At 64.8% G+C, this 22144-nt stretch carries 22 protein-coding genes and 1 tRNA gene; 13 read left to right on the forward strand and 10 right to left on the reverse strand.

The window, feature by feature from the left end; all coding sequences use genetic code 11:
- Nucleotides 1–84: 84 nt before the first annotated feature.
- Nucleotides 85–1638 carry a sensor histidine kinase gene (locus ACRECX_RS10960; RefSeq protein WP_431558875.1) on the reverse strand — a complete coding sequence of 518 codons (1554 nt, stop codon included), beginning with the start codon at nucleotides 1636–1638 and terminating at the stop codon, nucleotides 85–87.
- Nucleotides 1639–1877: 239 nt separating this feature from the next.
- Between ACRECX_RS10960 and ACRECX_RS10965 the strand changes: the two genes are divergently transcribed.
- From ACRECX_RS10965 to ACRECX_RS10975, 3 genes are all read left to right on the forward strand, one after another.
- Nucleotides 1878–2621, forward strand: a complete 744-nt coding sequence (locus ACRECX_RS10965; RefSeq protein ID WP_431558876.1) for an MBL fold metallo-hydrolase — start codon at nucleotides 1878–1880, stop codon at nucleotides 2619–2621.
- Nucleotides 2622–2629: 8 nt separating this feature from the next.
- The gene (locus ACRECX_RS10970) at nucleotides 2630–3241 is read left to right on the forward strand and encodes a uracil-DNA glycosylase family protein (protein WP_431558877.1); all 612 of its coding nucleotides are present in this window, start codon (nucleotides 2630–2632) and stop codon (nucleotides 3239–3241) included.
- Nucleotides 3242–3353: 112 nt separating this feature from the next.
- Complete coding sequence (locus ACRECX_RS10975) at nucleotides 3354–3833, forward strand: Lrp/AsnC family transcriptional regulator (protein WP_431558878.1); 480 nt, start codon at nucleotides 3354–3356, stop codon at nucleotides 3831–3833.
- A 1-nt stretch (nucleotide 3834) separates the two neighbouring features.
- Here ACRECX_RS10975 and ACRECX_RS10980 read toward each other — a convergent pair whose 3' ends face one another.
- From ACRECX_RS10980 to ACRECX_RS10995, 4 genes are all read right to left on the reverse strand, one after another.
- The gene (locus ACRECX_RS10980; protein ID WP_431558879.1) at nucleotides 3835–4707 is read right to left on the reverse strand and encodes an NAD(P)-dependent oxidoreductase; all 873 of its coding nucleotides are present in this window, start codon (nucleotides 4705–4707) and stop codon (nucleotides 3835–3837) included.
- Between the two features lie 107 nt (nucleotides 4708–4814).
- Nucleotides 4815–5516: a 2OG-Fe(II) oxygenase gene (locus ACRECX_RS10985; RefSeq protein WP_431558880.1), complete on the reverse strand. Its 702-nt coding sequence runs from the start codon at nucleotides 5514–5516 to the stop codon at nucleotides 4815–4817.
- 203 nt (nucleotides 5517–5719) lie between these two features.
- Nucleotides 5720–5908, reverse strand: a complete 189-nt coding sequence (locus ACRECX_RS10990; protein WP_431558881.1) for a hypothetical protein — start codon at nucleotides 5906–5908, stop codon at nucleotides 5720–5722.
- Nucleotides 5909–6009: 101 nt separating this feature from the next.
- Nucleotides 6010–6753: a DUF1045 domain-containing protein gene (locus tag ACRECX_RS10995; protein WP_431558882.1), complete on the reverse strand. Its 744-nt coding sequence runs from the start codon at nucleotides 6751–6753 to the stop codon at nucleotides 6010–6012.
- 235 nt (nucleotides 6754–6988) lie between these two features.
- Here ACRECX_RS10995 and ACRECX_RS11000 point away from each other — a divergent pair, with 235 nt between their 5' ends.
- The 5 genes from ACRECX_RS11000 to ACRECX_RS11020 all read left to right on the forward strand — a co-directional run bounded on the left by ACRECX_RS11000 (nucleotide 6989) and on the right by ACRECX_RS11020 (nucleotide 14328).
- Nucleotides 6989–7618, forward strand: a complete 630-nt coding sequence (locus ACRECX_RS11000) for a glutathione S-transferase family protein (RefSeq protein WP_431558927.1) — start codon at nucleotides 6989–6991, stop codon at nucleotides 7616–7618.
- 68 nt (nucleotides 7619–7686) lie between these two features.
- Nucleotides 7687–8640: a c-type cytochrome gene (locus ACRECX_RS11005; RefSeq protein WP_431558883.1), complete on the forward strand. Its 954-nt coding sequence runs from the start codon at nucleotides 7687–7689 to the stop codon at nucleotides 8638–8640.
- An 88-nt stretch (nucleotides 8641–8728) separates the two neighbouring features.
- Nucleotides 8729–11020 carry a DUF4384 domain-containing protein gene (locus ACRECX_RS11010; RefSeq protein ID WP_431558884.1) on the forward strand — a complete coding sequence of 764 codons (2292 nt, stop codon included), beginning with the start codon at nucleotides 8729–8731 and terminating at the stop codon, nucleotides 11018–11020.
- Nucleotides 11021–11243: 223 nt separating this feature from the next.
- Nucleotides 11244–13013, forward strand: coding sequence for a caspase family protein (locus ACRECX_RS11015; RefSeq protein WP_431558885.1), 1770 nt, complete (start codon nucleotides 11244–11246; stop codon nucleotides 13011–13013).
- 124 nt (nucleotides 13014–13137) lie between these two features.
- Nucleotides 13138–14328 (forward strand): type III PLP-dependent enzyme, encoded by a 1191-nt coding sequence (locus tag ACRECX_RS11020; RefSeq protein ID WP_431558886.1) that lies wholly within the window; start codon nucleotides 13138–13140, stop codon nucleotides 14326–14328.
- A gap of 96 nt (nucleotides 14329–14424) precedes the next feature.
- On the opposite strand, the gene ACRECX_RS11025 is transcribed toward ACRECX_RS11020, so the two are convergent.
- On the reverse strand, nucleotides 14425–14619 hold the full coding sequence (locus ACRECX_RS11025; RefSeq protein WP_431558887.1) for a DUF2735 domain-containing protein: 195 nt from the start codon (nucleotides 14617–14619) through the stop codon (nucleotides 14425–14427).
- A gap of 427 nt (nucleotides 14620–15046) precedes the next feature.
- On the opposite strand from ACRECX_RS11025, the gene ACRECX_RS11030 reads away from it, so the two are divergent.
- Together ACRECX_RS11030 and ACRECX_RS11035 are read left to right on the forward strand one after the other, a co-directional pair.
- The gene (locus tag ACRECX_RS11030) at nucleotides 15047–16081 is read left to right on the forward strand and encodes a glutamine synthetase beta-grasp domain-containing protein (protein WP_431558888.1); all 1035 of its coding nucleotides are present in this window, start codon (nucleotides 15047–15049) and stop codon (nucleotides 16079–16081) included.
- A gap of 148 nt (nucleotides 16082–16229) precedes the next feature.
- Complete coding sequence (locus tag ACRECX_RS11035) at nucleotides 16230–16631, forward strand: DoxX family protein (protein ID WP_431558889.1); 402 nt, start codon at nucleotides 16230–16232, stop codon at nucleotides 16629–16631.
- A 116-nt stretch (nucleotides 16632–16747) separates the two neighbouring features.
- Here the strand turns inward: ACRECX_RS11035 and ACRECX_RS11040 are convergent.
- The 3 genes from ACRECX_RS11040 to ACRECX_RS11050 form a co-directional block, all read right to left on the reverse strand.
- Nucleotides 16748–16823, reverse strand: a tRNA-Val gene (locus tag ACRECX_RS11040).
- Between the two features lie 141 nt (nucleotides 16824–16964).
- Entirely contained in the window at nucleotides 16965–17219 is a 255-nt protein-coding gene (locus tag ACRECX_RS11045) for a hypothetical protein (protein ID WP_431558890.1), read from the reverse strand.
- An 83-nt stretch (nucleotides 17220–17302) separates the two neighbouring features.
- Entirely contained in the window at nucleotides 17303–18004 is a 702-nt protein-coding gene (locus ACRECX_RS11050) for an HAD-IA family hydrolase (RefSeq protein ID WP_431558891.1), read from the reverse strand.
- Nucleotides 18005–18098: 94 nt separating this feature from the next.
- Between ACRECX_RS11050 and rpiA the strand changes: the two genes are divergently transcribed.
- The 3 genes from rpiA to ACRECX_RS11065 are packed head-to-tail and all read left to right on the forward strand — an operon-like array spanning nucleotide 18099 to nucleotide 20962.
- A complete protein-coding gene (rpiA, locus tag ACRECX_RS11055) occupies nucleotides 18099–18818 on the forward strand; it encodes a ribose-5-phosphate isomerase RpiA (RefSeq protein WP_431558892.1) in 720 nt (239 codons plus the stop codon).
- 7 nt (nucleotides 18819–18825) lie between these two features.
- Nucleotides 18826–20220: a glutathione-disulfide reductase gene (gene gor, locus ACRECX_RS11060; protein ID WP_431558893.1), complete on the forward strand. Its 1395-nt coding sequence runs from the start codon at nucleotides 18826–18828 to the stop codon at nucleotides 20218–20220.
- Complete coding sequence (locus ACRECX_RS11065) at nucleotides 20207–20962, forward strand: SDR family NAD(P)-dependent oxidoreductase (protein ID WP_431558894.1); 756 nt, start codon at nucleotides 20207–20209, stop codon at nucleotides 20960–20962. The genes gor and ACRECX_RS11065 overlap by 14 nt, the downstream gene beginning before the upstream one ends.
- Here the strand turns inward: ACRECX_RS11065 and ACRECX_RS11070 are convergent.
- Nucleotides 20959–22137 carry a carboxylate-amine ligase gene (locus tag ACRECX_RS11070; RefSeq protein ID WP_431558895.1) on the reverse strand — a complete coding sequence of 393 codons (1179 nt, stop codon included), beginning with the start codon at nucleotides 22135–22137 and terminating at the stop codon, nucleotides 20959–20961. The two genes, ACRECX_RS11065 and ACRECX_RS11070, sit on opposite strands and share 4 nt — an antisense overlap.
- Nucleotides 22138–22144 lie beyond the last annotated feature (7 nt).

Genomic DNA, 22144 nt, shown 5'->3' on the forward strand with positions numbered 1-22144 from the left:
TCTGATTGTTCCCTCGGACCTTATGTAGGGAATGAGGCCGCACGGGGCAAATACCCTGCGGGGAACCGACCGGGGAAGCGGGGGCTAGCGCTTGCCGCCGGAGGCGCGCCAGGGCACTTGCGGCTTGTCGGGCTGCTTCTCGCCGCGCTCCGGTACCCGCGGCAGGGCCTCCATGGCGCGGCTGCGCGGCAGCGTGATGATGACCTCCGTGCCGTAGCGGAGCTTGCTCTTGAGCTCGAAGGTGCCGTCGTGCAACTCGGTCAGGCCCTTGGTGATGGGAAGGCCGAGACCGGTTCCGCCTTCGGCCGTCTGGTGGGCAAGCGAGCCCTGGCCGAAACTCCGCAGCACGCGCGGGATTTCGCCCTCGGGGATGCCGGGGCCGGTGTCCTTCACGCTCAAATACTGGCCGCCGGTCGGCGTGCGGCCGACCTTGAGGGTGATCGTGCCGCCGGAGGGCGTGAACTTGATGGCGTTGGACAGGAGGTTGAGGCAGATCTGCCGCATCGCCCGCTCGTCGGCCCACAGCTGCGGCAGGTTCGCTTCGAACGACTCGACGATCTTGAGGCCCTTGTTCTCGGCGCGCACCCGCATCAGGCGGTGACAGTCCTCGACGACGTCGGTGAGCGCGATGGGCGCTTCATGCAGCTCATAGCGCCCGGCCTCGATGCGGCTGATGTCCAAAATCTCATTGATGAGCGTAAGCAGGTGCTGGCCGCTCTGGTGGATGTCGTTGGCGTATTCCTTGTAAGTCGGATTGGCGTGCGGCCCCAGGATCTCGCCGCGCATGATCTCCGAGAAGCCGAGGATGGCGTTGAGCGGGGTGCGCAATTCGTGGCTCATGGTGGCGAGGAAGCGCGACTTGGCGAGATTGGCTTCTTCGGCGCGCAGGCGCGCCTCGTCGGAGATCGACTTCGACTGTTCCAGCTCGGCAATCAAGGCATCCTTCTCGGCGCGGTACTCCAACATGGCCATGACGGTCGTGTTGAACCCATTCATCAGCCAGATGAAATAGATGTGCACGCCGACCGCCATGGCCGCCATGGCCCAGTAGAACGGGTTGTCGAGCAATGCGAAGCGCACGACGATGGCGACGGTCATCGGCAAGGTGCCGGCGTAGACGATCGGCATCATCGTCGAGGCGAACAGCATGCGCATCGACATGACGACGAGGAGCGAGGCAAAGATGAAGGTGTGCGCCGCCTCGCCCTGGGTCTCGGGGCTGATGAAGGCAACGGTCGCCCAGGTCACGCCGTAAAGGAACTCCGCGGCGGTGATCTTGGCGCGCCAGGTCGGCGTCGCGGCATCCTCGCGCGGCGCTTTGGCGAATTGCCGGCAGAGGGCGATGAGAATGCCCTTCGACACGAACACGGCGCAGAGCCACAGGAGGAGTTCGCGCGGGGGCGCCCAGAACATGGCACCCATGGCGACGACGACGGCGAGCAGCGGCGTGGTCACGGCGGCCGACAGCTCGTTCTTCACGAACATCATCAGGAGCTCGTATTCGAACTCCGGCTTGTAGCCTGATTTGTAGGTGAGCTTTTCCCGGGCTTCTTGGACGCTGCGATAGGCGCGGCGCTTGACGTTGCTGGCCGGTCCCGATTGGGCCCGCGGGGCCTCGGCTGACGCGCCTCCTGACATGACCAACTTAGACCCGCGACTGACCCACTGACAAAAAGCCGTTGAGGGTCAATGGCATAACGCTATGGCGTCGCCGGGCCCGACCCCCGATTTAGGCTTAACGAGAACTATCAGCGGAAATCCCTAACGGCCCGTTTACTGTCGCCCCGCGCTGAAACGCAGGGTTTTCCCATGGCCGGCGGCTGGCGCGACGAAGAGGCTCGCGAAGCGGCGCGGGCTTTGGTTAAGATGGACCCTCCATGCGACTAACCGTGATCGGCTGCGGCGACGCCTTCGGAGCAGGCAGCCGCCTCCAAACCTCATTCCATGTGCGTGCGGGGCCCTCGACGTTCCTCATCGACTGCGGGGTCACGTCGCTCATCGGCATGCGCCGGCTCGGGATCAGGCCCAACGACATCGACACGGTGTTCGTCAGCCATCTGCACGGCGATCACTTCGGCGGCCTGCCCTGGCTCCTGATCGACGCCAAATATGTGAGCAACCGCACGCGGCCCTTAGTGGTCACCGGCCCCAAGGGCATCGAGAGGCGGTTCGTCACCGCGGCGGAGGCGCTCTATCCGAACTCCACCACGGTCGAGCGCGGCTTCGATCTCAGCTTCGTCGAGTACGAGGAGCAGAAGCCGCTCGAGGTCGGCGGCGTGACGGTGACGCCGTTCGAGGTGAAGCACCCCTCCGGCGCGCCGCCCTATGCTCTGAGATTTGACGTCGAAGGGAAGGCGCTCGCGTTTACCGGCGACACGGGCTGGGTCGATGTGCTGTGCGACGTGGCGCGTGGCGCCGACCTCCTCATCAGCGAATGCTTTCAATACGATGTGACGCTGCCGATCCACCTCGATTACAAGACGATCGACGCCAATTACGCGAAGCTCGGCGCCAAGCGGGTGCTCCTGACCCATATGGGAGAGGCCATGCTGGCTCAGGTGGGGACGGTCGACAGATCGCGCTATCTCGTTGCTGAAGACGGCATGGTTCTCGACCTATAATCGCCGCCATGGCTGAGCTAAACCAGATGCTCGCCGCTATCCGCGCCTGCCGCCACTGCGTCGAGACGCCACAAGGACAGCCTCTGCCGCATGAGCCGCGGCCCGTGCTGCGGGCGAGCGCCACGGCGTGGCTTGCGGTGTGCAGCCAGGCCCCGGGCACGCGCGTGCATTTGTCGGGCACGCCGTTTACCGACGCGTCCGGCGACCGCTTGCGCGCATGGATGGGGGTCACGCCGGAGGAGTTCTACGACGAGGCGCGGGTGGCCATCGTGCCCATGGGGTTCTGCTTTCCCGGGCAGGACTCCCACGGCGGCGATCTGCCGCCACGGCGCGAGTGCGCCGCGCTGTGGCACCGCGAGCTGTTCGCGGCTCTACCGCAGATCGAGCTGGTGCTCGCGGTCGGTTCCTACGCTCAAGACTTCCATCTCGGTGCCGACCGGGCCAAGACGCTGCAGGAAACGATGCTCGCCTGGCGCACTCATCTTAAAGCGAAGCGGCGACCTCGCGTCTTGCCGCTGCCGCATCCCTCCTGGCGCAACAACGGGTGGCTCAAGAAGAACCCCTGGTTCGAGGCGGAGCTGTTGCCCGTGCTCCGGCGCGAAGTGCGGCGGCTGCTTTAGCGCCCTTGCGGGTCTTGGAAAAATAATCTATTAATCGTGCGATAGGGCCGGGTTTGTGGAACGCTGTTTCGCGGTTTACCGCGATTTCCCGGTATTTTTTTAAGGCACTACGATGCTGGACCGCATGGACCGCAAGATCCTGGACATCTTGCAGAAGGATTGCACCCTGCCGGTGGCCGAGATCGGCAAGCAGATCGGGCTCTCCACGACGCCGTGCTGGCGGCGCATCCAGAAGCTCGAGGAGCAGGGCGTGATCGAGCGCCGCGTGGCCCTGCTCGATCCCAAGAAGGTCAATGCCGGGGTGACGGTGTTCGTCTCCATCACCACCAGCCATCACACGCAAGACTGGCTCGAGCGGTTCCACGCCGTGCTCGAGGACTTTCCGGAGGTGGTCGAGTTCTACCGCATGAGCGGGAAGGTGGATTATCTGCTTCGGGTGGTGGTGCCCGACATCGAGCGCTACGACGAGTTCTACAAGCGGCTGATCGCCAAGATCGAGCTGTCGGATGTCAGCTCGGCCTTCGCCATGGAGCAGATCAAGTTCACCACGGCCCTGCCGCTCGACTACGCCGCCGAGGAGAAGCGGGCCTGAGCTATTTGCGCTCCAGCCGCGCGATCAGGCTGGACGTGTCCCAGCGGTGCCCGCCGATCTCCTGGATCTCTGCATAGAACTGATCGACGAGCGCGGTGACCGGCAGGCTCGCGCCGTTGCGGCGCGCCTCGTCGAAGCAAATGGCGAAATCCTTGCGTACCCAATCGACGGCGAAGCCGAAATCGAACTTGCCGTCGATCATCGTGCGCCAGCGATTGTCCATCTGCCAGGATTGGGCGGCGCCCTTGGAAATCGTGTCGATGACCTTCTCGATATCGAGCCCGGCGCGTCTGGCGAAGTGGAGTGCCTCGGCGAGGCCCTCGATCAAACCGCCGATGCAGATCTGATTGACCATCTTGGTGAGCTGGCCCGCGCCCGAAGGCCCGATGAAATTGACCGCGCGCGCATAGGTGTCGATCAGCGGCCGCGCCGTGGCGAAGTCGCTCTCGTCGCCGCCCACCATCACAGAGAGCGTGCCACCTTCGGCGCCCGACTGGCCGCCGGACACCGGCGCGTCGAGCGCGCCGGCGCCGCGCACTCGCGCTGCCGCGTGCAATTCCCGGGCGATCGTTGCCGAGGCGGTCGTGTGGTCGACGAAGACCGCCCGTGTGCCAAGCGCTTGAAAGGCGCCGCCCGGGCCGAGCGTCACCTCGCGCAGGTCGTCGTCGTTGCCGACACAGGTGAAAACGAAATCGGCGCCCGTCGCGGCTTCTTCGGGCGTGCCGGCAAGGCTCCCGCCAAACTCAGCGACCCAGCGCTCGGCCTTCGCCCTGGTGCGATTGAACACGACGACGTCATGGTGTCCGCGCGTCTTGAGGTGGCCGGCGAGGGGATAGCCCATGACGCCGAGCCCAATCCAAGCGACTTTGCTCATGCGCCAAGTCTGCCCGTCTCCGTCATTCCGGCGCAAGCCGGAATCCAACTTTCGATGTACGAGGCTGCACTGGATACCGGCTTTCGCCGGTATGACGATTGGCGCGATCAGGCGATCGGCGCCTCCGGAAAGGCGAGCTGCTCCCGGGCGCGCCACTCGTCGGTCACGTAATTGATGATGAGCGATGTGCGCACGCCCTTGATCGGGCGCTTCTCGAAGCCATGGAAGGTGTTATCCGCGGGCACGAAGATCATCGCGGCATTGGGCTCGAAGGGCGAGCGGCCCACATGGCGCTTGTCGCCATCGTAAATGTCCGTGCCGAGATCGCCGTGGCGCGGGTCCTTCGATAGGTAGAGCAACATGGTGAACAGCTTGACGCCCAAATCGCTGTGCGGCTCGAGCCAGAAACCGTCAATGTCCTGGGCGAACTCCATGCGAAGATAGGTTCCGGTAAGATCGGTGCCGAAGGTGCTCTCGATCTGGTTGATGACGCGCTCGTCCTGGAAGGCCTGCGCGACCGCCTCGCAGACAGGGAAGGCCTTCCGGTTCTCGACGTCGAAATATTTGCGCGTGTTGTTGTGAAGCTCGCGCTTGCCCGACACACCTTCGAGAGACGGGGCCTCGAAGGGAAGGGCCAGGATGTCGTCCACAGTGTCGGCGGGCAAACATGCGCGCACGATCCAATGGGGATAGGGCTGATCGGAGCGTTTGCCGTTCTCGACGCTTTGCGTGAAGGCCCGGATGATGTCTTCCGCCGAGCTTTTCTCAGCTTCAGCAGGTGGCTGCTGTACCGCGACGCTTTCCCTCATGGCGTAGGTCAACTCCCTCAAAACGGTGCAAAAAAATGCTGGCCGATCCAGCGCCCAGGCAGACCCAACCAAAGCTCAAATAGCACCCCGGTGCCCTTGCGTGCAAATGCCAAGGGCTGGCCTTCATTGGCCGGATCCACACGGAAATGGCCTAGATCAGCCAGGGCCCCACGCCTTGATAAGGGTCAATTCCGCGCCGGCGGTTAGTTGACGCTCACCCAGCGGATTTCGCCTGGGTCGAGATCCTCCTCGCCGTCATCGCCGGTGGCCACCTGCTCGGCGCGCAGGCATTGAGCGAGGAGTTCGAGCAGCGAGGCGTGCAGTTCTCGCTCGGCCTCGGCCTGCGGCGGATTGGCGGCGAGGAACGCCAGGATCTCCCCATAATCGGGCATTGGAACCCCCGTATTTCCCCAGCGAAACGAGGGTGGGCGAGCGGTGTGTCAAAACTTAGGCTCGGGCCAAAGTGCCCCGAATCGGCGCAATGGCGTTCGAACTAGCTGCCCAGACGATAGCGGCCGATCATGCGCATAGGCGTGCGCCCGCCAGCGTCGCCGAACAGCGACAGGCCATCGACGGTGACGCCCGATGCGCAAATCTCCTCGATGACCGGCCACAGCGCTTGAGACACGCGGTCCATATGGGCTTTGTCGAGTGGCCCGGTCAAAGTGATGGAGAAGCGATACTCGCTCATCACGTGGGGATGGCCGAAGCTCTTCAAGAGCAGACGCTGGTGATCGGTGAGGTGGCGAACGTCGTCGCCGTCCTCGTCGTCGGGTGATACGGGGAAGTCCTCGAAGGCGTTGACGCACTGTGCGGCGAGCCAGTCGAGCGCCGGCCGGGGCTCGACGGGACGCAACACGAGGTAGCGGCCGGAACGCGCGAGCGTCAAGGGGCCGGTCTCCACGGCTTCGCGGCGTGCGGCGAAGGCGATGAGCCGAGACTTCAACTCGTCGAGGCCAACGCCATCGCGCAAGGCGAAGGGCGCGCGGACAGTGGCGTGGAGCCCCGTGTAGCGACCCGGTGCGTGCGGAATCTTTGCGAAGCCCGAGCCCGAGAGCCCCGCGGCGGAGAAGGCCTGCAAGGTCACGCCGTCGTTCGCGCGGCCGAACCACGAGCGGCCGAATGCCGCCAGCGCCGTTCCCGGCCGCGGCGTGTAGAAGATGGCATAACGGGCGAAATCCGCTCGGCAAGTCGGGGCGACCCCCGGTTCACTGGCGACACGGGCACAATTAAGCATCTGGGGCCTCCCCTTTAGGCGCGCATTGAATCACGCGGCGCTCATTAAACATGGCTAACAGCAGCCTGTGGCGGCGGCGCGACAGGTTCTTGGCGATAGGGAGGCCATGGAATGAAGACTTGGTGAATCAAATTTACCGCAAGTGCGAAGGAAGTTTGTGTGCATGTGCAGCACTTTTGACGGCGAGGCCGTTCACGTGCAGACGTTTGCATCGCAGCAAGGCGACGAGGGGACGATGATCGAGCTCTATACTTGGATGACGCCGAACGGGCAGAAGGTCTCGATCATGCTGGAGGAGGTGGGGTTGCCCTACCGCGTCCACCCGATCGACATCACCAGGGATCATCAGTTCGACCCGGCCTTCCTCAAGGTGTCGCCGAACAACAAGATCCCGGCCATCGTCGATACCGACAACGGGCTGCACCTCATGGAGTCCGGGGCGATCCTGCTCTACCTCGCCGAGAAGACCGGGAAGCTATGGGGGCAGGACTTTCCCACCAAGTGGCGGGTGGTCGAGTGGCTCATGTGGCAGATGGGCGGTATCGGGCCGTTCCTCGGCCAGGTCCATCACTTCGTAAAGTTCAATCCCGGCAAGAGCGCCTACGCCGAGGAGCGCTACGCCAAGGAGGCGAAGCGGCTGTGGCGCGTGCTCGACCGCCGTCTCGGCGAGGTCGAGTATGTCGCGGGCGACTACTCCATCGCCGACATCGCGATCTGGCCGTGGATCTCGCGCTTCGCCTGGCAGACCGTGGACTTCGCCGACTACCCGCATGTGAAGCGCTGGTACGTGGCGATCGCCGAGCGGCCGGCCGTGCAGCGGGGATGGGACGTGATCGGCGAGGGACGCAAGCTGCCCATGCCGTGAGCGTGAGTGGAAGGTGGTATGCGAGCATGGCAGGATGACGCGGCGTCGGATGTGAAGAGGACTGAAACGTGCGCAGAGCCCTTCTTGCGCTGCTTGCGCTGGCCGCCGCGGCTGCAATCGCCTTCTACTTCTTGACCATTCCCGTGACGGTGCCGGCCTCGGCGTTGCCCAATCACACACCTGATGCCGAAAATGGGAAGTACATGTTCACGGCCGGCGGCTGCGCCGACTGTCACGCCGCGCCGGCCGGCTCCTGCGACGATCTCGATATTGAGGACGAGGAGGTCTTGGCGGGCGGTCGCTGTCTCAAGACTCCGTTCGGCACTTTCCATGTGCCCAACATTTCCCCCGACAAGAAGACCGGCATCGGCACGTGGAGCACGCTCGATTTCGTCACGGCGATGAAGCGGGGAGTCGCGCCGGGCGACGTTCATCTCTATCCGGCATTTCCCTACACGTCCTATCAGCGCATGACCTATGAGGACCTGATCGACCTCAAGGCCTATCTCGACACCTTGCCGGCGGTGAGCAACCAGACTCCTCCGCACGAGCTCGGCTTTCCGTACAACATTCGCCGGGGGCTTGGCCTGTACCAGCGTCTCTACGTCGACGGCGAAGACTTCAGTCCCGATCCGGACGCGAGCGACGAAATCAATCGAGGCGCCTATCTCGCGCGAGGTGCGGGCCATTGCAGCGAATGTCACTCGCCCCGCAATGTTCTTGGCGGGATCATGTCATCGAAGGAATTTGCCGGCGCAAGGAACCCTGAAGGCGACGGCACGGTGCCCAACATTACGCCGAGCGATGACGGGATCAGCGAATGGAGCGAAGAGGACATTGCGTACCTACTCGAGACCGGCAACAAGCCGGATTTCGACACGATCGGCGAGACTATGGTCCCCGTGCAGGAGAACATGGCGAAACTCTCGCCCGAGGACCGCAAGGCGATCGCCGCCTTCCTCAAGTCGTTGCCGCCGCGCCCTGACGCCGTGGTTAAGAAGAAGGCCGAGAAGTCCGAGTGACGGTGGCGGACGTCCGTTCATAGGAGGTTCAGGTGTCATCGCCTAAAAAGGGCGGGAAGAGTCCGGTCTCAGGCCAAGGGAGGCCCTGATGAGGTGGCGCTCGGCGCCGGCGCTTCTTGCGCTCGCCATGCTGCCCGGCATGGCGGTTGGTTTCGGCCGCGCACACGCCGAGGAGGTGACCTCCGCGCAGACAAATGTCACAGCGCCAGCCGACCCGGCGGCACGCGCCGCCTTCGATGCGCTCGACAAGCATTGCGCGCGCTGCCACCAGGCCGGACCGAATCTGAAGCGACAGAAGCCGGCCAAGAATTTCGGCAACATTCTGAAGCTCGACGAGATCGCGCGCGATCCTGACTTGATCCTGCCCGGCAATCCGGACGGCTCCGGTCTGTTCATTCAGATCGCCAAGAAGGATATGCCGTACGACTGCTATCAGGAATTCGACTGCGAGGCCGAACCCACGGAGACCGACGTCAAGGCGGTCTATGATTGGATCAAGGATCTCGGCGACCAGGTTACCGCCGCGTGCGCGGACCGTGCGCCGATCGACGAAGCGGCGATCGTCAGCTCGATCTCGAGCGACATTGGGGCGCAGGAAGAGCGCCGGCGCAAGGGCATGCGCTACGTCACGCTAACGCACTTCTATAATGCGTGCGCCGCGGACGGCGACATGGCGCGCTATCGGCAAGGGGTGGTGAAGCTGCTCAACAGTCTGAGCCGTAACCCCGAAGCCTTGAAGATGCGCACGATCGATCCGCAGGAGACGATCATCGCTTTCAATCTCGCCGATCTCGCCTGGACCGGCGACGATTGGGCGAGGATCGTCGGCGGTTATCCCTACGGGATGCAGCCTGACGTCATGGCCTATAACGCAGCCGCCGCGGTCACCGGCTCGAAGCTGCCTTGGGTCCGCGGCGACTGGCTCGCCTTCGCCGCGTCGCGGGCGCCGCTCTATTACGATCTGCTGAAGCTGCCGGAGTCGTTCGCCGCGCTCGAGCGGAAGGAGGGGGTCGACGTCAAAGCCAATATCGAGGCGTTCCTTGCCCGGCGCGCCGGCTTTCAGAAGTCGGGCGTGTCGAAGCACAACCGGCTGATCGAGCGGCATTCGATTCCCACCGGCTATTTCTGGACATCTTATGACTTCAAGGGCGACAAGCCGGCGCAGAGCCTGTTCGTCCATCCGCTCGGGCCCTACGGCGATGACGCCTTCAAGCACGACGGCGGCGAGACTCTGTTCAGCCTGCCGAACGGCTTCCAGGCCTACTATCTCAACACCGCCGACGGTGAGCGGCTGAGCAAAGGCCCGACCGAGATCGTGCTCGACGACAGTCAGCGCGACCGCGCCGTAACCAATGCCATCTCCTGCTTCGGCTGCCACAACCAGGGCATTCGCCAGGCGAGCGACGACATTCGCCGGCACGTGCTGCACGACAACAGCTTCCCCGAACATGTGCGCAAGGCGGTGGCGGCGCTCTACGCGCCGCCGGAGGAAATGAAGACGCTGCTCGATCGCGATGCGGCGCGCTTCCGCGAGGCAATGCTCAGCGCCGGCCTCAATCCCGATCTCGATTCTGAGACGGTGGGCGTCGAGAGCATCAACGTTCTGTCGAAGGCCTATGAGAAATCGGTCGACTTGAGGATCGCCGCGGCCGAGTACGGCCTGACGGCCGAGGCGTTGGCGGAAGGTCTCGCCAAGGCGGGCGGCGAAGCGGGGCGCATGAAGCGCCGGCTCGAGCAGGGCGTCCTGCCGCGCGAAATTCTCGAAGTAGAGTTCAAGGACCTGGTCGCCAAGGTCTCGCCCAACAAGCCCATCGAGATCGCGTCGCTCGGGCCGGTGCCGGTGGCGCGCCCCGGCGAAGATCCCGAGGAAGAATTCCACGATTTCGACCTCGCCCTCACCTCCGACAAGAGCACGTACCGGGTCAACGAGCTTCCGATCTTCACCATATCGTCTGCCAAGGACTGTCACCTCACTCTGATCAATGTAGAGGCGAACGGCGACGGCACGGTGATCTTTCCCAACACGTTCCAGCAGGACAGTCTCATCCCGGCCAACACCGAGGTGAAGTTCCCCGGCGACGACGCGCCGTTCAAGTTCCGCCTAAAAGACCCGGGCACGGAGACGGTCATCGCCATCTGCAATGCGACAGGGGTCGCAGCCGACGGGATCGAGCACGATTTCAAGACGCGGCAGTTCACGCCGCTGGGCAATTATCGCAATTTCCTGACCCGGAAGATCGTCGTGGAGGGAGCCTCGAAGATCGCCGCGGGTCAGAAGGACAAGGCGGCCGCCGACGACCCGAAAACACCGAAAGATGCCGCCGCATCTGGGGATGATGAGGTCTTAGCCCGGACCGCGATCAAGCTGGTCGTCCGATGATTGGCGCTTCGCCAATCTCTTGCCGCCATCGGGCCCTACCGTCGTTTCCGATATCTGACGAGGGTGCGGTTTGGCCTAGCGCTTGCTCCGGATCGGGATCATTGTGTTGCAGTGGTGCGCGTGCGTTCGGCAGCGCACAGGTTTCGCGTTGAGGATATCCATGGCGGGGAGATCGGGAGGCGGGCGGAGCCTCGCATTCGGGCTCGCCCTTGCGGTTGTAGGCGTGACAGCTTTCGCGCCCGTGGCCGAGCCGTTGGATCCAGCCGCAAGACCCCTGAACGGCCCCGTCATTGCCGTGGTCACGCCTGAGACCGGAGCGGAACGCGCGCCGCCAGCCGCCCCCACTGCGCGCGCCGAGGCCATATCGCGGGTGCAACGCTGCTTCGCCCAGCTCGGCTATTACAAGGGTCCGATCGACGGCAAGGCGAACGACGATACCTGGACCGCGCATTGGTACTTCAAGAACGATCACGGGTTGAAGGCCTACGGCGATTTTCTCGCCGACGCAGTCCAGAAGAAGCTGCGCGAGTTGTGCAAGGAGGAGGTGGCGGCCGCGCCGGAACCCGAGTCTGCGGCTGAACCTGAGCCAGCAACCGAGCCTGAGCCTGTGACGGAGCCAGAGGCTGCACAAGCGGCCGAGTCCGAGCCTGCTCCCGCGGCCGCACCCGAGCCTCTGCAAGCGACCGAACCTCAGACGCAAGCGGCCGAGCCAGAGCCCCTAGCGGAGCCAATGGCAGAGCCCGATGTGCAGACGAACGAAGAGCAGGTGACCGTCGCGCTTGCCCCCGCGGCAGAGCCTCAACCGGCCGCCGAGGAGGAGCCGGTCGAGCCGCCGCCACTCGCCCGGATCGACACCGACTGCCTGCCGGAGGACCTGATCGGCCATTTGCGCGCGGCGCACGGCGACAGCGTGCGGGCGCGCGCCTGCACGCCCGGTTGCCTGCCGTCGCCGGCGGGGCTCAGCCAGGCTCAGCTCGACGATTTGCAAGCTCGCTTCGGCGTGGCGTGGTGCCGAGACTGCGTGCAGATCGAGGGGCATCTGTCGCTTCCCGATATTTGGCGCATCGAAGGCGCGGGCGATTTCGAGCTCTGCGCCATGCCGCCACGCCATCTTCCCCGTCCGGGGATCGGCAACGGCAATGTGGCGAAGTCTTTCACCCGTATCCGCGAGCTGTACCGGGAGCAGACGCCCGCCGCGGAGGATCAGGCGCTGATCGCTGTCATCATCGGCAACGGCACTTACGACAAGCTGCCGCCGGCGGAGACGGCGGCCAACGACGCCGGCGCGATGTACTTCTTCCTGACGGAGCATCTCGGCCACCGCCAGGACAATATCATCGACGTGCGGAATGCGCGGAAGGCGGACCTCGAGCGGTTATTCGGGCCGGTGCCCGGTTCCGACGGGGAGCTCGCCCGCCTCGTTCGCGCGCAGCCCAACGCCAAAGTGATCGTCTACTACTCCGGCCACGGCGGGACCAACAGCGACCACAGCGAGACATATCTCCTGCCGGCCGACGCCGAGCCTTACCGCGAGGAGCTTAGCGGCTATCCGCTATCGACGCTCTACGCCAACCTCGCCGCTCTCAAGGCGAAATCAGTGCTCGTCCTCTTGGAGAGCGAGTATGGGCGCGATCACGGCGCCTATGTGCTGCCGCCCAACCTGCCGGAGACCACCAACTCGGCAGTGCCGCAAGCGCCCTACACTAACGTCACGGTCCTGTCCGCCACCGACCGCGGGCAACGCAAGCTGATCGACACGAGCTATGACGTCGGCCTGTTCACCCGCTACCTCATCGAGGGACTGGCCGGCGCCGCCGATCTCTATCCCGTCGGCAACGGCGACGGCATGGTCGACAGTGCCGAGAGCTTTGTCTACGCCGCCGCCATGGTGAGGCTCGCCGCGCGCAAGACCTTCGGGTTGCTGCAGCAGCCGGTCTATTCGAGCGGGGCCACCCCCGTGCTGTCAGGCGCCGTCGCCGCGAAGCCTAATTAATGGGCGAGGGGCGAAAACCGCTTTACAACGACCCGAGATTTTCTTACGCACCACGCGGCTCGGTAAGCGAACTCGCTCAAGGGCAGCATGACAACCGGCAATCTCGTGTGGGAGTAGACATGGGATGGACGTTTTCACTTCTGCCGCGGAGCTTCTCCGTCATCATCGTCCGGAGCGCCCGGTCCTAGGTTTGAGGCCGCACGCCGCGCATCGCGCCGCGAAGTGGTTCCTGGCCAACTTTCCGGGCAAGGTGCTCTACGCCGCCAAGGCCAACGACGCGCCTGTGATAATCGACGCGCTGGTCAAGGCCGGCATCCGCGCGTTCGACGTCGCTTCCCTGGTGGAGATCGCGCGGACGGCGCAAGTCGAGGACGCCGAGCTCTATTTCATGAACCCCATAAAGTCGCGCGGCGCAATTGCCACCGCCTACCGCGACTATGGCGTCCGGCGCTTCGCCTTCGATTCCAGCGACGAGTTGGACAAGGTCATCGACGAGACCGGCGGGGCCGACGACCTCACCCTGTATCTCAGGATCGCCTGCCCCAACACCCACAGCCTCATACCGCTCGAGGGCAAGTTCGGCGCGTCGCAAGAAGAGGCGCCGGCGCTGCTCCTGAAAGCCCGCCAGCGCGCTGCCCGTCTCGGCATCACCTTCCATGTCGGCTCGCAGGCCGTGGTGCCCGCTGCCTTCGGCGAGGCGCTCCGCCAGGTCGGGCAGCTGATCGTAGCCTCAGGCGTCCTGGTCGACGCCATCGACATCGGCGGCGGTTTTCCGAGCCGCTATCCGCATTCCGACCCGCCCGAGCTTGCCGACTTTATGGATGAAGTGGTGCGCGCAGCAGACGAGCTTGCCGTCAAGCATTCTTGCGAGCTTCTGTGCGAGCCGGGGCGCGCGCTCGTGGCCGAGGCCGAGTCGGTGATCGTGAGGGTCGATGCGCGGCGGGGGCAAGCGCTTTACGTCAATGACGGTGCGTTCGGCACGCTCTTCGACGCCTGCTATTCGGGCTTCCGCTTCCCGGCGCGGCTGATCGGGGGGGAGGCACGCGCGGGCGAGCCGGAGGCGGAGTTTTCGCTCTACGGCCCGACCTGCGACTCTTCGGACCATCTGCCCGGGCCGTTCGTGCTGCCGGCGGGCGTGGCCGAAGGCGACTATCTCGAGATCGGGCAGGTCGGCGCCTATGGCCGCGCCATGGCGACTCGGTTCAACGGCTTCGGCGAATACGATGAGGTGGTCCTTACGGACGAGCCCATGCTGTCAATGTACGAGGGCACTGAGGACGAGGCGCCGCCCGCGCGCATGACGGCGCGGGCGTAGGGGCATTCATCCAAAACAAAAGAGGGCCAACTCGGGAGTTGGCCCTCTCAATGAGAGGCGGTTGGTCGAGGACATTGTCCTCGTGGTACGCCGCCGTCAGTTTTTGCGGACACGGTTCGCTTCCTCGATGGCCTCGTCGTGATACCAGGCGCCGCCCAGCACGGCCTTCACGGCGCGCGGGGCAACGAACTGCTCGGCGGGCGCGGCCATGTCGCGACGGCCGCCGAGGCGTACGCGACCACCCGCAGGGAACTGATAGATTGTGGCGGACTGCCGGTTTGTGTCTGTCATCGTTTCGTCTCCTCGAATGCTCTCCTCGAATGCTCTTGGCCAACACTCGGCGGGCCGACCTTAGGTGGGATCCAGTTAGCCGACTCGAAAGAGCGTTTGCACAACAAATTCGCGGAATGACTACTATTTCAGCGCTTTAGCATTTGCATCTGTGCGCGGCAGTCGTCGCGACTGCGGTTGACGTGCATCGCCGCAGCGCAATGCGTGCATCAAGGACAGCTGCCAGCGTTCGGCCAAGTGCCGTAAATTCCTCACGAAAAATGAATGTGGAGCGTGCGGGCCGCGCCCGCGGAGCGGTGTCGCGCAGACCGCGCGCGGCGGCCGATGCCATTGGCACAGTTGGTGCTTAGTGCAGCCATTGGCCGCCAGCGCCGTTGGCGCCGTCAGGGGACGCACATCCGCTTCAACAGCTCACGAAGGACTCGCGATGACAAAATACAAGCTCGAGTATATTTGGCTCGATGGCTATGCGCCGACGCCGAATCTACGCGGCAAGACGCAGATCAAGGCGTATGACAGCTTTCCCACGCTCGATGAGCTTCCGCTGTGGGGGTTCGACGGGAGCTCGACCAAGCAGGCGGAAGGCCACAGCTCGGACTGCGTCTTAAAGCCGGTCGCGGTCTATCCCGACGGCGCGCGCACCAACGGCGTGCTGGTGATGTGCGAGGTCATGATGCCGGACGGCGTGACGCCGCATGCGTCCAACAAACGGGCGACCATCCTCGACGATGAGGGCGCCTGGTTCGGCTTCGAGCAGGAATATTTCCTCTACAAGGACGGCCGCCCGCTCGGCTTCCCGGCGGACGGTTATCCGGCGCCGCAAGGACCCTACTATACGGGTGTCGGCTATAAGAATGTCGGCTCGGTCGCGCGCGAGATCGTCGAGGAGCATCTCGATCTTTGTCTTGCCGCCGGCATCAATCACGAAGGCATCAACGCCGAGGTGGCCAAGGGCCAGTGGGAGTTCCAGATCTTCGGCAAGGGCTCCAAGAAGGCCGCCGACGAGATGTGGATGGCCCGCTATCTCCTGCAGCGGCTCACCGAGAAATATGGCGTCGACGTCGAGTATCACTGCAAGCCGCTCGGCGACACCGACTGGAACGGCTCGGGCATGCATTGCAATTTCTCCACCGCGTATCTGCGCGAGGTGGGCGGCAAGGACTATTTCGAGGCGCTGATGGCCGAGTTCGAGAAGAACATCGAGGACCACATCTCGGTCTACGGCCCGGACAACCACATGCGTCTGACCGGCAAGCACGAGACCGCGCCGTGGAACAAGTTCAGCTACGGCGTGGCCGACCGTGGCGCCTCGGTCCGCGTGCCGCACTCGTTCGTCAGGAACGGCTACAAGGGCTATCTGGAGGACCGCCGGCCGAACTCGCAAGGCGACCCTTACCAGATCGCCTCGCAGGTCCTGAAGACGATCGCTTCCGTGCCAATCAAGATCAGCGCCGCGGCTTAGACGGGGGGCGCGAATCGCGCGCCAGGCGACGTGCGGGGGCCCTTGCGGCCCCCGCACAATTTGTTGTGTGCTGACGGCCGGCCTGCGGGCGGGTTAGACTTCCAGCCTTGGATCACATCCAGAGCCTAAAGGGGGGAAGTTGCCGGCCATGAATACCGAAACGCTTGAGACCGTTTGGGCGCCACGCGTCCTCAGCATCCTGCGCATCGTCGCGGCCTTGCTCTTCTTCGAGCATGGGACCTCGAAACTGCTCGGCTTCCCGCCCTCCGATCACTCCTTTCCGGAGGTGCTGTCGCTATCTTGGATCGCAGGCGCGCTGGAGCTGGTCGGCGGGGCGTTGCTCGTCCTCGGTCTGTTCACGCGGCCGGTCGCCTTCATCCTCGCGGGCGAGATGGCGTTCGCCTATTGGATGGCGCACGCGCCGCAGAGTCCCTTCCCGGTGCTCAATGGCGGCGACGCCGCCATCCTCTACTGCTTCGTGTTTCTCTATATCGCCTTCGCCGGCCCCGGCCCGTGGAGCCTCGACGCGCTGCGGCGGAATAAGGGTTAAGTCTGGGCGCTCAGGTTGGGAGTGGTCCGCCTTCGTTGCTAACGCAACTACGGCGTGACAGCCTTCTCCTATCGGCTTCGTCTGGCTTGCCAAGCCGAAGCGCGAAGTGCGAAGGCTGGTGGGCGGTACTGGACTCGAACCAGTGACCCCTGCGATGTGAACACAGTGCTCTACCAGCTGAGCTAACCGCCCTTTGTCTTCGCGGGCGCATCGTCTGTTCGGAAGACCGGTTGCCTTTCCGGACGATGCGGCTGGAGCCTTGGATTTAGCGATTGGGCCCCGGAGAAGTCAAGGAAGGGCCGCCGGCCTGCGGCGCGCCTTCAAATCGGGAGTTTACTGCTTCGCCTCCGAGACCATCTTCCTGACGGCGGCGAGGCTCTTGTTCGCTTGCTTGGCGTTGCCTTCGGTGCAGAAGGCATCGGCCTCGTCGAGAAGCAGGTAGAGCTTCTCCTGATCGGCCTCGCTCAGGGCCTCAGCCTCGACCTTGCCTTCCACGAGCTTCTCGGCGCGAATGAGCTGCTGGATGCACTCCATGTCGACGGGCGGCTCCTTGGGCGTGTCTTCCGCGGCGTAGGCGGCCGTACTCATGAAACACGCTATGCAGGCGCCGGCCACCATCAGTCTCAGCATTCCCGTCGCTCCCGCCTGCAAGGAACCAATTCCCAAGAGGCTCACGACGCTAGTCCCCGACCATGGCGTTTGGTTGGCAAGCGTTGCAAGAGCGAAATCGCGGTCTCGTCGAGCGCATCGAAGTGGTCGATGACGGCGTCGGCGGCGGGGCCGCCCGGTGGCGGCGCGGCGTAGCCGAAGCTCACCAGGATCGATGGCACGCGCGCGGCTTGCGCGGCATATATATCTACATCGCTGTCGCCGACCATGACGGCGCGGGACGGATCGCCGCCGGCAAGCGCGATCACGCCCGTGACGTGGCCCGGGTCTGGCTTCGACACCTTGAACGTGTCGCGCCCGGCGATGGCGGCGAAATAGTCTTCGAGCTCCAGCGCTTGCAGCAGCAGGCGGGTCAGCCGCTCGCGCTTGTTGGTGCATACGACAAGCGTGGCGCCCATGGCGGCAAGCCGGTCGAGCGCCGCCACGGCGCCGGGGAAGGGACGGCTTTCGGCGGCGATATTGGCCTCATAGTGGACCAGGAACTCGGCCAGCATTTGATCCACGTCGTCTTCGGTCCCGGTCATGGCGAGTGCCGTCTCGATCATCACCCTCGCCCCGCGGCCGACCGCGGCACGGACGGCGCCCGGCACGACGGGATCGTGACTGCGGCGAACGAGCACGGCGTTCAGCGCATTGGTGAGGTCGGGCGCGGTATCGACGAGCGTGCCGTCGAGGTCGAAGACGATGGTGGCTCCGTTCAACATGGCGCCTCTCTCACACGTGGCTTGCGGCCTGGCAAGCGGCGGCGTAGAGACCAGGGAGACCGCGGACAGACGTCATGAAGGGGGCTGAGGGCCGATGGGTGACAGGGCAACCAAGGTCGACGACCTTAAGGCCGAGGCTGCCCGCGCCGCGGTCGAGCTGGTGAAGCCGCGCATGCGGCTCGGCCTCGGCACCGGCTCCACCGCGTATCACTTCGTCGAAGCCGTGGGTGAGCTCGTGGCAAACGGTCTCGAAGTGCTCTGCGTGCCGACGTCCGAGGCGACGCGGGCGCATGCCGAAAAGCTGCACATTCCCCTCTCGACGCTCGACGAGACGCCGCAGCTCGATCTCACGGTCGACGGCGCCGACGAGATCGACGACCAGCTTCGCCTGATCAAGGGCGGCGGCGGCGCGCTGTTGCGCGAGAAAATCGTGGCCACCGCCTCGGCGCGCATGGTGGTGATCGCCGATGACAGCAAGCTGTCGGAGACGCTGGGCTCCCATCCGCTGCCGGTGGAGGTGGTGCGCTTCGGGCTTGCCGCGACCATGCGCCTGATCGAGGCGCTTTCCGCCGAGGCCGGGTGCGAGGGCGAGATCAGGCTGAGACCCGGGCAGGGCGATCTGCCGTTCGTCACCGACCAGGGCAATCTCATCGTCGACTGCGCGTTCCACGCCATCCCCGAGCCGGAAGTGCTCGCATTTGCGCTGAAGCGCGTGCCGGGCGTGGTTGAGCACGGGCTGTTTCTCGGCCTTGCCGATTTGGCTATCGTGGCCGGCAGCGATGGGGTCAAGGCGATACGCCGCCCGGGAGCCTGAGGCGAAAGTGGCAGAGTACGACTACGATCTGTTCGTCATCGGCGCGGGCTCCGGCGGGGTACGCGGCGCGCGGCTTGCCGCCGAGCTCGGCGCCAAGGTCGGCATCGCCGAGGAATATCGCATCGGCGGCACCTGCGTGATCCGCGGCTGCGTGCCGAAGAAGCTGCTGGTCTACGGCAGCCGCTATGGCGGCGAAATCGAGGATGCTCGCGGCTATGGCTGGACCTGCGAGGGCGTGCGCTTCGCCTGGCCCACGCTCATCCACAACGTACGGCGCGAGATCGACCGGCTGAACGGCGTCTATACGCGCACGTTGGAGAACGCCGGCGTCGACAAGTTCCTCACCCACGCCACCCTAGAGGATCCGCACAGCGTGAGGCTCGCCGACCGGGATACGCCAATCTCGGCCAAATACATCCTGGTGGCGACGGGCTCGCATCCGGTCATGCCCAAGGTCCCAGGGGCTCAGCACCTGATCAGCTCCAATGAGTGCTTTCACCTCGAGGCGCTTCCAGAGAGCATCGTCATCATCGGCGCCGGCTATATCGGCATGGAGTTCGCCTCAATCTTCGCCGGCCTCGGCGTCGCAGTCACCGTGCTCTATCGCGGCAATCAGGTGCTCCGCGATTTCGACATGGACCTGCGCGACGGCGTGGCGGAGGCATTGCGTGACCGCGGCGTCGACCTCCGCATGGCCACCAATGTCGCTTCAATCGAGAAGGAGGAGGGTTGCTACCGCGTCAAGCTCAAGGAGGGCGGATCGGTCGCCGCGGCCCTGGTGATGGCGGCGACGGGACGCGCGCCGAACACGGCGGGGCTCGGGTTGCAGCAGGCCGGGGTCGAGCTCGGCTGGAACGGCCACGTGGTCGTGGACGAGTACTCGAAGTCGTCGGTGGACAGCATCTATGCGGTGGGCGACGTGACCGACCGCAAGAACCTGACGCCGGTCGCCATTCGCGAGGCGAACGCCTTCGTCGAGACAGTGTTCCAGGGGAAGCCGGCGGCGATGGATTATACGTTCATCCCGACGGCGGTGTTCACCGAGCCGGAGCTCGGCACCGTTGGCTATTCCGAAGAGCAGGCGCGGGAGCGGTGCGCGCGCATCGACATTTATAAGTCGAGCTTCAAGCCCATGCGGGCGACGCTCAGCGGCCGCAACGAGAAGGTGTTGATGAAGCTTGTCATCGACGCGGAAACCGACAAGGTTCTCGGCTGTCATATGCTCGGGCCCGACGCCGCCGAGATCGTGCAGATGGCGGCGGTCGCGCTCAAGCTCGGCGTCACCAAGGCACAGCTCGACTCAACCATGGCGCTGCATCCGAGCATCGCCGAGGAGCTGGTGACCATGCGCCATCGCTGGGAGCCGCCGGTGCCGATCAAGGGGTCCGATGCGGCGGCTTGAGGACAAGATCGCGCTGGTGACGGGCGCCGGCGCCGGCATCGGCCGCGCCATCGCCGAGACCTTCGGCCGCGAGGGTGCGCACGTGGTTGTCGCCGATATCGACGCCGACGCGGCCAAAGAGGTGGCCGACGCCATCGTCAGGGCGAACGGCGCCGCCTCCGCCCATACCGTCGATGTCACTGATACGGGCCAGGTGAAGGCGCTGATGGAGGCGATCAAATCGGCGCATGGCCGCCTCGACGTGCTGGTCAACAATGCCGGCGTCGGCGAGCGCGCCGACTTCCGCCATCTCGGCGACGAGGCCTGGGACAAAGTGTGGGCCGTCAATCTCGATGGCACGGTGCGCTGTGCGCGCGAGGCGTTCGATCTGTTGCGCGCCTCGGGCAAGGCCTCGGTGATCAACCTTTCCTCGATCATGGCGGCCAAGCACACGCGCCAGATGGCGGTCTACTCGGCGACCAAGGGCGCGGTGTCGGCGCTGTCGCGCAGCTTGGCGGTCGAGTACGCGCCCTACGGCATCCGGGTGAACACCTTGCTACCGGGCTATGTCGAGACGGCGCTGATCGGGCGCTATTTGCAGAATCCGATGATCGCCAAGGCGCTGCTCACACAGACGCCGCTGCGCCGCTTCGGCACGCCGGACGACATCGCCAACGCGGCGCTGTTCCTCGCCTCCGACGAGGCCGCCTACATCACCGGCGCCAGTCTCAACGTCGACGGCGGCATGGCCACGACGCTCTAGGCGGATTTTGCCTTCGGCCGCGAAGGCTGCTTCTTCGTCTCGGGCAACGTCACGGTCTCCTCGACGATCTCGTCGACCACGGCGACCAGGGCCGCTTCCTCCGATCCGCCAAGCGCCTTCACCGCTTCATAACGGGCAAGCTGGCGGTCGGCGCTTGTGCCTCGCTGCAGGATGGTCCGCGCATGCTTCACCTCGGCGACGCAGCCGAAATAGGCGGCGTCCTCGGCCACGAGCTCGAACAGCTCCTCCAGCAGATGCGCAAACGGCACGATGGCGCCCTTGCCGAAATCCACCATGCCCTGCTCGATGCCGTAACGCTGCGCGCGCCAGCGGTTCTCGCGGACGAGGAACGGCGGGTAATGCCGCCAGCGTTGGTTCTGCCGCCGCAAGCGGTAGAGCATGCGCAGGATGCAGAGATAAAGCGCGGCGATGCAGACGCCGTCCTCGACCAGCGGACAGACGTCGGTGAGACGCATCTCCAGCGTCGGGAAGCGCGCCGACGGCCGCATGTCCCACCAGATCTTGGTGGCGTCCTCGATCAGGCCGGCGCTGACCATTAGGTCGACGGAGCGCTCATACTCGCTGTAGCTCGAAAAGTTGTGCGGGATGCCGGTGCGCGGCAGCTCGTCGAACACCGACAGGCGGTAAGATTTGAGGCCGGTCTGGTTGCCTTGCCAGAACGGCGACGAGGTCGACAACGCGAGCAGATGTGGCAGGAAGTAGGGCGCCTGGCCGAGGAGATCGACGCGCAGGTCGTCGTCCTCGATGCCGACATGCACGTGCATGCCGCAGATGACGAGGCGACGCGCCACGTGCTGGAGGTCCTTGGCCAGCACGTTGTAGCGTTCCTTGTCGGTGTGGTGCTGGCTCTGCCATTGGGCGAAGGGATGGGTCGATGACGCGATCGGCGCCAGGCCGAACTCGTCGGCGATGCGGCCTACGGTCGATCGAAGATGGACCAGCTCGTCGCGCGCTTCCTGCACCGATTTGCAGACGCGCGTGCCGACCTCGATCTGCGAGCGCAGAAACTCGGGGCTGACCTGGCCGCGCAGCGCCTCCTCGGCTTTGGCGAGAAGCGCAGGGGGCGGCTCAGGCGCGAGGTCGCGGCTGTCCTTGTCGACGAGGAGATATTCCTCCTCGATGCCAATGGAGAAACTCGGTTCCTTGATGGCCATGACGGGG

Origin of the sequence: Methyloceanibacter sp. (genome assembly GCF_050726195.1) — a bacterium.
Classification (GTDB): Bacteria; Pseudomonadota; Alphaproteobacteria; order Rhizobiales; family Methyloligellaceae; genus Methyloceanibacter.